Origin of the sequence: Thalassospira sp. UBA4513, from assembly GCF_002388495.1 — a bacterium.
GTDB classification, from domain to species: Bacteria; Pseudomonadota; Alphaproteobacteria; order Rhodospirillales; family Thalassospiraceae; genus Thalassospira; species Thalassospira tepidiphila.
On record NZ_DGMR01000017.1, the window covers coordinates 1 to 4,771 of the forward strand.

The following is a 4,771-nucleotide window of genomic DNA, read 5'->3' on the forward strand; positions in this document are numbered from 1 at the left end:
GTTCCGCGCCGATGCGCTTGTCTTGCCGGGTGAGGCGTTCCTGTCCGAACAACGCAAGCCCGCCAATCCCGAGGCGATCTATCAGGTGCGCACCGCCTTGCGCAAACGCATTGGCCAGGCGCTTTCGGATGATTTCGCCAATACCTATCACCAGAATGCCTCAAACGCGGCCTTTACGCCTGATGCGACGTCGGCGGGGCAGCGTGCATTGCGGGCAACGGCCCTTGGCTATCTGGTGGCAAGCGGGGCGGATGAATTTGCCGACGTGGCAGTCGCGCAGTATGGCACGGCTGATAACATGACCGATCAGATGGCCGCCCTTTCGGTGCTCAATAACCTTGATCATCCGGGCCGTGAAACCGCATTGGCCGATTTCGAGGAACGCTTTGCCAATGATGGTGTCGTTCTCGATAAATGGTTCTCCTTGCAGGCGATGTCATCGCGGGATGATACCTTGGCGCGCATTAAGGATCTGATGAGCCATCCGGCCTTTACCATGCGCAATCCCAACAAGGTGCGTGCGCTGATCGGGGCGTTTGCCATGGGCAATCCGCGTCATTTCCATGCCAAGGATGGTTCGGGCTATGCCTTCTATGCTGATCGCCTGATCGAGCTTGATGACATCAACCCGCAGGTTGCCGCACGTCTGTGTGCCCCGCTTGGCAAATGGGCAAAATACGATGCGGATCGCGCGGACAAGATGAAGGCCGAACTTAACCGTATCCTCGCCAAGCCGGAAATCTCGCGCGATTTGTATGAAATCGCCTCGAAATCCGTGGCAAGCTGATTACGCGACCATATCTGTTGAAATGACAAAGGGCGGCACCCACAGGATGCCGCCCTTTGCGTTGGAAAATGTCACAAAGCCGATCAGGTCAGCTTCATCCGCTCGCTGAACTCGCGCATTTTCTCTGACAGGTTGCGTGCCACTTCCGAAAGGTTATGGCTGGCCGTGTTCAGATCATGCGCACTGCGCCCGGTGCTTTGTGCGCCGTCATTCACAAAGGTGATCATTTCATCCATCGATCCCGCACCAGCTGCGATGCGTTGAACGTTTTCGGAAATCTCACCGGTGGCACGGCGTTGTTCATCAACCGATTGGGTGATGGTCGACTGGATGTCGTTGACCTGATGAATAACTTCCCCAACCGTGCTGATCGAATGAGCTGCCTTTTGCACTTCTTCCTGAATGGCAGCCGTCAGGTCACCAATCTGGCCGGTTGCGTTTGCGGTCTGATCGGCAAGCGATTTGACCTCGTTGGCAACCACGGCAAAGCCTTTGCCAAGTTCACCGGCACGCTCGGCTTCAATCGTCGCATTAAGCGACAAAAGCTTGGTGCGATGGGCAATGTCGTTGATCAGATCAATGATCGATCCGATCTCGGAGCTGGCCTTTTCAAGCGATCCGATATTGCGCTGGCTCTCCTCGGCTTCTTCACGTGCCCGTCCGGTCACGGTGGAAGCCTCGGTCGCCTGACGGTTGATTTCGGCGATCGAGGATGAAAGTTCCTCAACCGCGGTGGCGACATTTCGGGTATTTGATGCCGCCTCGCGCGAAACATCCAGTGCACCGCCCGATTGCTGTACTGTGTTTTCCGACTGGTTTGTCAGTTCACTGGCAAGGCTCAGCAACCCTTCGGACTGTTCGGTCACTGATTGGGCCACACGGGCAACCTCGGCCATCAGTTCGGTGACCGCGATCTTGCTTTCCTCACGCTCTGACACGTCGTTCCAGGCCAGCATGGTGCCCAAAAGGACATTGTCCTTGTCGCGGACCGGGGCGGCAAGGATATCAAGATAACCGCGATCAGTCTGGATGATCTCGGTAAACGGCAGGTTGTTCGGATTGGCAAGCTTGGCCTGGAACTCCGATCCAAGATTAAGGAAATCACCCGAAATCGTTGCCGTTGTCCCGCCAAGATAGTCTTGCGCACTGGCGTTAAGGTAACTCAGCTTGCCATCAGGCAGGATCATCGCGGTCATGGTCGGGGTATTTTCGACCATGTTTTGCAAGATCAAGGCCTGACGCACCGATTCACGCAAGGCAATCAATGCCTTTTTCATTTCGCCGATTTCGTCATTGCCGACATTGGGCAGATTGACGTTGGTGTCCCCGTTCGAGATTGACGTCATCGCACCGGCAAAGGCGCGCAGATTGCGCAGAACCGTGGTGCGCAACAGGATCCAGCCAACAATCCAGGCCGCCAGAAGCACGCCGACAAGGATTTCGATCGACAACAGCCGCAGGCTATCTGTCTGGGCATAGAAATCAGACACGTCGCGGTCAAACCGGGCCTCGGCCCAGACACCGCCACGACCATCACTAATCATAACCTCCACTGCCGCGCGGTGCGTGTCGCCTGCCTTGGCCGTTTCGGGCGCTGGCACTTCATTGCTGGCTTCTGGTGCTGCATCCCCGGCATTTTCGGGGGCAGCATCGCCTTCTGCTGTCGGGGCAGCTTCGGCTTCTGCCGCTGCCGGGGCTTCAAGGCTCTCAAACAACACGTTGCCAGAATTATCAAGAATCTGGAAGTTGCCGCCAAGAACCTTGCCAATGCCCGCAAGCTGGGGCAGGGGATCGGTGATGACTTCAAGGAAGCCAACAGCGCGGAACCCGCCAACCGGCAGGATCAGGCTAAAGACCGGACGCCCGTCCGGGGTTGCCCACATAAAGCTTGCCGGTTTGCGGGCTTCGGCCTTGTCGCGACCGATCAAATAGGCTTTGACGTCCGGATCATCAGTGACGCTGGCGCCCAGATTGGCTTCGGACGTCGCCAGTTGATTGAATTCCTGATCATAGGATATCGCACCAATCAGGTTTACATCGCCCTGAACCACTTCGCGTGCGTTCGACAGGATGTTGAGTTCGGCTTGCATGCGCGTCTGGTCATTTTCCTGATAACTTTTGACCAGGCTGCCGAGCCGCGACCATTCATTGGCAATCGGGGTAATTTTGTCGGCATAGTCGGTGGCAATACGCGACCCGACAAAGAAATTGACTGTACCACTGACCGAATTGTTCAGTGTTTCAATCGCAAAGTTGCGATAGGTATCACCGGTCCAAAGAAGCATCCATGTCACTGCACCTGAAACCAGTAATCCTGTTACGAGCAAAATCCGTCGTAACGTCAGAAGGCTGGTAGCACCTCCTGCAATAGCCGTCTTCGCGGCCTTGTCTCCCGTCATTTTTGTCACTCCAGAGCAAACCAAGTTTATTTTTTGTCTTTGGTCATATTGGCTCGCGTCTCTCCCGCTCACACCTCTACTTCTCAAGAGTAGTTGTTCTGATCCAAGCAGAGCTTGGTTTGGAACACAATCCCTTATTTCTCGATTTCCATAGGATTGCTGCGGCACACAGCCGGTTTGAAGCGGTCCGAAATCTGGAAATTCTCGTTTTGGTTGGGGGGCTTAGCCCCGATTTACGAGCGCGATTTCGACGCATTGAAATTTTTTCTGCGAATGTGTGTGATAATCGTTTGCAATTGCAAAAACGATGCTCTATGACTGTGTTTGTCAAATGCAGACGACAACGTCGTTTGTGACCGGCCATCAGGCCTACATGGCGTGCCTGATGGCTTCTATCTTCGGGACTCTCTCTCCCCGAAGGTCGATCTCTCTCACTCGAGGGGGCTGGTATCCGGATCATTGTGCGGGACAATGCCGGAATTCATACCAGTCCCCCTTTTTTTATCCAAAACACATTGACCCATATCGATCTTTGGCACGCTGCCTGGTTGCATCCGTGCACGGCTTTAGCGTTTTATAAAGGTGCTGTTGGTTACAAAAGCAGGGTAACTTTGATGTCGTGAAGGATGGCCAAGTCCATGGCTGGCGAAGACAACACCAACAAACCCGATTTGCGCGCAACCCCGGAACCGCAGACTGATCCGGATGACGGGCAAAAGGATGCACCGCTTCCGGCCTTTATATATGGCCGGGACGGGCATGGTGATGGCAGCGCACGTGGGGCAGAACGCTCCGGTGATCGGCAAAACCTTAATGCACGGATAGCGGATATGGATCGCAAAACCCTTCTTGGCCTGGTCACAGGCGCAGGCATGCTCGGCCTTGTCTTGTTCTTTGCCGGAATGCTGGTCGGCGCAGGCTTGTTCATGGATTCTGAAGACGGTGCGCGCACCACCCAGACAGAACAGCCGCAGGTCGAAATGCTGGCCTCCGCCCCGGAAGAACCAACCGAAATTCCCGATGCCACGCCTGAGGCAACCGAGCCGGCCGCAACAACACCTGCACCGGAAATCAGCGCCGATAGTGAAGACCCGGTCGGCGATCTGATCGCGCAGCGTACCGAGGCACTTTCGGATGACGCATCCGCTGGCAGCGAAGCCGCATCGGATGTGGCTGAAACCGAAGAAGCCGCAGGATCAGAAGAACAGGCGATTGCCGCCCCGGAAATTCGCGACGTAACCGGCGATACCGATGCACCAGCCGCACCGGAAGCCCCGGCAGTTGAAGACGCGCAAGACAGTGCTGCGACCGAAACGGCGCCAACCGCTGAACAGGCACCCGCGCCAGAGGCATCCGAACCGGCGGCTGAAACCGCCGAAACCACGCCGGAACCAGCACCCGCAGCCCCGGCCTCAGATGCCAGCAAGCCTTTCTCGGTTCAGGTCGGTGCCTTCAAGGTGCATGAAAATGCCAGCCAGCGTGCCGAGGAACTGCGCGGCAAGGGACTTGAAGTCGCCGTTGTCGTGCGCGGGCCTGAGGACGAAGGGGCTTGGTATTATGTCCGGATCGGGTCCTATGCCAACCT

Annotated in this window: 3 protein-coding genes; 2 read left to right on the top strand and 1 reads right to left on the bottom strand. The window is 56.2% G+C overall.

The annotated features are described in order from the left end of the window. Positions 1 to 787 (top strand): aminopeptidase N C-terminal domain-containing protein (locus B2T33_RS06405; protein ID WP_286791520.1); only part of this gene is annotated, 787 nt, incomplete at its 5' end. Between the two features lie 83 nt (positions 788 to 870). Here the strand turns inward: B2T33_RS06405 and B2T33_RS06410 are convergent. Further along, complete coding sequence (locus B2T33_RS06410) at positions 871 to 3,072, bottom strand: methyl-accepting chemotaxis protein (protein ID WP_286791521.1); 2,202 nt, start codon at positions 3,070 to 3,072, stop codon at positions 871 to 873. 752 nt (positions 3,073 to 3,824) lie between these two features. Here B2T33_RS06410 and B2T33_RS06415 point away from each other — a divergent pair. Next, a partial coding sequence (locus B2T33_RS06415) for an SPOR domain-containing protein (RefSeq protein ID WP_286791522.1) occupies positions 3,825 to 4,771 on the top strand: 947 nt, incomplete at its 3' end.